The following is a 4,266-nucleotide window of genomic DNA, read 5'->3' as shown; positions in this document are numbered from 1 at the left end:
GGTACATTAATTGCTGGATACCTTTATCCCAACACTGGAAAAGAACTAACTGACGCCGTTGAAAATTTTGAAAAAAAATAGAGTTGGGAAAACACCACAAAAAACTACTAAATAGTCTTGAGGAAAACAGAAAATCTGCTGGATTAACACAACAAGAACTATCAGTTGCTGCTGAAGTCTCTAGGAAAAGTATAAATGCCATTGAAAATGGAATTTATATACCCTCAACTGTGTTGGCCTTAAAAATTGCGACGACCCTCAACTGCAAAGTTGAGGATCTGTTCAAGCTGCCCTAAAATATTTTAGCAAAAAAAGCCTTATTACCTTTTGGCAATACTCTAAGAAGTGTTTATTATAAAAAAAAGCCTCAACACAATGTTGAGGCTTTTTCTGTGGGCAATGAGGGATTCGAACCCCCGACCCCCTCGGTGTAAACGAGGTGCTCTGAACCAACTGAGCTAATTGCCCTAATTTTTTGAAAGGTATTAAGGAAACCTTTTGTGGGCAATGAGGGATTCGAACCCCCGACCCCCTCGGTGTAAACGAGGTGCTCTGAACCAACTGAGCTAATTGCCCTTAGCGGGTGCAAATATAAAACATTATTTCATTTCTCAAACGTTTATTTTTTATAAATTACAATAAACTTTCATTTTCATTTCCAGCAAATTCACGGATTTGTTTCACTTCCTCACTTTTATCTTTGGTAATCAACAAAATACAATCTTCTGCTTCTACCAAAATAATATTATCAATTCCACTTGTTGCGTACACAGGTTTTGAGCACATGGCAAAAGAGTTCACGTTGTGCTCTCCCTTTATCATCTGGAACAATTCTTCGTTTTGGAAATCTTTTGCGTAAGCAATTAAAGAGTCAAAAGAACCCAAATCAGACCATATAAAATGAGACTTCACCATTTTGATAATTTTGGATTTCTCTAAAACTGCAAAATCTATACTATTCTCAGGTATCTTTACCATATCTTGTTTCGCAACAAACCCATCGGTACTCCTTTTAAAAGCTTCCACAGAAGCGGTATAAATAGCTAAATCATGTTTTTTGATTTGCTCCAGAAACACAGATGCCTTAAAACAAAACATCCCACTATTCCAACAAAAATGTCCAGAACGAATATATTTGATTGCTAAATCCTTATTTGGTTTTTCTCTAAAAGATTTCACAGATTCCCCATCGTATTCTACATAACCATACCCGGTTTCAGGTTTAGATGGCTGAATACCAAAGGTAACGATAGCATCTTCTTTCGCTAGTTTCACCGCATTTTTAACTGCTGATCCATATAACTCTTCATCACCAATCATATGATCCGAAGGAGTAATAAACATGATATCATCTGGATCTAAGCTCAAAGCAGCTAATGTGATGGCTGGAGCCGTATTTCTCCCCACAGACTCTACAATTTTGTTCTGTATATCAAACCCACACGCTTTAGATTGGCTAATCGCTATTGGCAACTGACTTTCGTTAGTAACCAACATAAAATCATCTACCAATTCCTCATTCCTGAGCAAAGTATGCTGAAACAAAGATTTTTGCTCAAATATCTGCAAAAATTGTTTTGGACTTTTGGCTCTTGAGATTGGCCATAATCGAGACCCTACTCCTCCACTCAACACAACATTTATAACATCTCCCATTGTTTTATTGTATTTTATGATATTTTTTATACCAATCTATAAATCTATCAACCCCCTGCTCAACAGTCGTATTGGGTTGGTAATCATAATCTTTTATCAAATCAGAAACCTCTGCCCAAGTCTTCTCTACGTCTCCTGGCTGTATATCCATCATCACCTTTTCGGCTTCTTTCCCAAGATTACGCTCTATGTTTTTGATAAAATCTAACAACTTAACAGACTTGTTGTTTCCTATATTATACACTTTGTACAGCTCTTTCTTTTCTTTTCTGGTCTCTACTTCTCCTTCAATAATTCTCACTACGCCTTCTACGATATCCCCTACATAAGTAAAATCACGTTCCATTTTCCCATGATTAAAGACTTTAATCGGCTTGTCTTGGCTAATCCCATCTGCAAACAAATAGGCAGCCATGTCTGGCCTTCCCCATGGACCATAAACAGTAAAAAAACGGAGTCCAGTTGTAGCAAAACCAAACAAATGTGAGTAGGTATGTGCCATCAACTCATTACTTTTTTTGGAGGCCGCATACAAACTTATAGGGGTTTCTACTTTATCTTTGGTAGAAAAAGGAACAGCAGAATTCAAACCATACACACTAGAGCTACTCGCATAGACAAGGTGTTTCACATGATTAGACCTACAGGCTTCTAACAAATTTACATATCCCACAATATTACTTTCTACATAGGCATGTGGATTTTCTATACTGTACCTTACCCCAGCTTGTGCAGCCAAATTACAAACGACCTCAAACTTATCTTTTTCAAAAAGTCTATTTATGTCTTCTCTATCTTCTAGAGACAACCTTACGAACGTAAAACTTTTATTTTTTTCTGACTGTACTTCATTTAAAAAACCCGAAGCTTTTTTAGAATCAATCCCTAACTCTTTTAACCTAGAAAATTTTAAATTCACATCATAGTAGTCGTTTAGATTATCTATGCCAACAACTTGATGTCCTTTGTTCAATAACAACTCGGACAAATGATATCCAATAAACCCTGCTGCACCTGTGACTAAAATCTTCATGTTACATTTTTATTTAGGGCAAATATAGGATATTGTTTACTAAAGATTAAAAATATCATAAATGCTATGAACTATAAATTAGATACTTCTCCTACTTCAACATTCGTGAAGACAAGAAATCTGCAACCACAAAAGTACTTCCACCAACATAAATTAAATCCTCAGTAGTCGCTTTTAAAATCGCTTGAGAAACCCCTTGCGCAACGGTTGAAAACTCAGCACCTATTAAACCATGCTTTTCAGCAACGAGTTTGAGCTTTTTTTCTGACAACCCTCTTGCTATCGATGGCTTTGTGAAATAATAATGAGCATTTTTAGGCAACAAAGGTAAAACGGAACGCAAATCTTTATCCTCCACTACGCCAAAAACAATGTGTAATTGCTGGTATTGTTCTTGTAATAATTGTTGGACAACCAATGAGATTCCTTCTTTATTGTGTCCAGTATCACAAAGGATCTTAGGTGCTTCTTGAACCATTTGATACCTACCCAATAAACCTGTGTTTTGGGTTACCTTTGCAAGACCGGTTTTCGTTGCCGTTTTTGAAACTTCAACCCCTAAATTATTTAAAACTTCTACCGTCTTTAAGGCTGTTTTGATATTATGCTTTTGATAAGCTCCTTTCAATTCACAATGAATCGATGTGTCTTCTAATTCAAAAGCCTTGTACAGTTTGGCTTTTTTTTGAACTGAAATATTTTCAAAAACAGGAAAAGTATCAGGGTGATACTCCCCAACAACAACAGGGACGTTTTCTTTTATAATCCCTCCTTTTTCAATAGCTATTGCGGGCAATGTAGTCCCTAAAAATTGCGTATGATCTAAACCAATATTGGTAATTACTGAGACCAATGGATGAACGACATTTGTTGAATCTAACCTACCTCCCAAGCCCGTTTCCAAGACCACATAATCAACCCCCAAATCTTTAAAATACTCAAAAGACAAGCCTACTGTCATTTCAAAAAAAGACAAGGCATTGCGTTGAAAAAAATCTTTGTGCTTCTCCACAAAGTCTACAATATACTGCTCTGAAATTTCTTGTCCATTGATTTTGATACGCTCTCTAAAATCGACCAAATGAGGAGAGGTATACAACCCTATTCGGTACCCCTGCTCCTGTAAAACAGAAGCCAAAATATGACTTGTAGAACCTTTACCATTTGTTCCTGCAATATGAATTGCTTGTATCGCTTTTTCTGGATGACCCAGATAATTCATCAATAAGCGGGTATTAGACAAATCTTTTTTATAAGCCTTTGCCCCCTCTTTCTGATACATGGGTAGCTGGTGAAACAACCAATCTAAAGTTTCTTGATAATTCATATTTATTCTGAGAGTACAAACTTGTAACGAATCATTCCTACTTGCCTTTTTGGTGCATTTCCATCAGGATTCCATTGGGTGGCCAGAGCAGCTTTTCTGGCAGGTTCCAACAGACACAGACTATTGTTCGTTGTACCTTTTACTCCAGCTTTTGCACTGGTGACTCTTCCGTTTTTATCGACCTCAATGCTAACCACTACAATTCCTTCTTCATTACAGTCTGGTTTTATGATGGGTTTTGTTAAGGGTC

4 protein-coding genes, 2 tRNA genes and 1 pseudogene are annotated in these 4,266 nt (G+C 36.7%); 1 reads left to right on the top strand and 6 read right to left on the bottom strand.

The window, feature by feature from the left end; genetic code table 11:
- Positions 1–83: 83 nt before the first annotated feature.
- Positions 84–296, top strand: a complete 213-nt coding sequence (locus ABF281_RS04800; protein ID WP_347180556.1) for a helix-turn-helix transcriptional regulator — start codon at positions 84–86, stop codon at positions 294–296.
- A 97-nt stretch (positions 297–393) separates the two neighbouring features.
- Here ABF281_RS04800 and ABF281_RS04795 read toward each other — a convergent pair.
- The 6 genes and pseudogenes from ABF281_RS04795 to ABF281_RS04770 all read right to left on the bottom strand — a co-directional run.
- A tRNA-Val gene (locus ABF281_RS04795) sits at positions 394–468 on the bottom strand.
- A 33-nt stretch (positions 469–501) separates the two neighbouring features.
- Positions 502–576, bottom strand: a tRNA-Val gene (locus ABF281_RS04790).
- A gap of 57 nt (positions 577–633) precedes the next feature.
- Positions 634–1,656, bottom strand: coding sequence for a mannose-1-phosphate guanylyltransferase (locus ABF281_RS04785; protein ID WP_347180555.1), 1,023 nt, complete (start codon positions 1,654–1,656; stop codon positions 634–636).
- Between the two features lie 4 nt (positions 1,657–1,660).
- Positions 1,661–2,689 carry an NAD-dependent epimerase gene (locus ABF281_RS04780; protein WP_347180554.1) on the bottom strand — a complete coding sequence of 343 codons (1,029 nt, stop codon included), beginning with the start codon at positions 2,687–2,689 and terminating at the stop codon, positions 1,661–1,663.
- Between the two features lie 91 nt (positions 2,690–2,780).
- Complete coding sequence (locus ABF281_RS04775; RefSeq protein ID WP_347180553.1) at positions 2,781–4,016, bottom strand: folylpolyglutamate synthase/dihydrofolate synthase family protein; 1,236 nt, start codon at positions 4,014–4,016, stop codon at positions 2,781–2,783.
- 2 nt (positions 4,017–4,018) lie between these two features.
- Positions 4,019–4,266 (bottom strand): annotated as a pseudogene (locus tag ABF281_RS04770) (energy transducer TonB); the annotation flags it as partial.

Origin of the sequence: Wenyingzhuangia sp. (assembly GCF_039768515.1) — a bacterium.
GTDB lineage: Bacteria > Bacteroidota > Bacteroidia > Flavobacteriales > Flavobacteriaceae > Wenyingzhuangia.
The sequence above is the reverse complement of the archived record's forward strand: the minus strand, read 5'-3'. Positions and strand labels throughout refer to the sequence as shown.

Excerpts from the sequence above, each read along its gene's own strand:
- ABF281_RS04785 (WP_347180555.1), bottom strand. The coding sequence starts at position 1,656 with ATGGGAGATGTTATAAATGTTGTGTTGAGTGGAGGAGTAGGGTCTCGA.
- ABF281_RS04780 (WP_347180554.1), bottom strand. The coding sequence starts at position 2,689 with ATGAAGATTTTAGTCACAGGTGCAGCAGGGTTTATTGGATATCATTTG.
- ABF281_RS04775 (WP_347180553.1), bottom strand. The coding sequence starts at position 4,016 with ATGAATTATCAAGAAACTTTAGATTGGTTGTTTCACCAGCTACCCATG.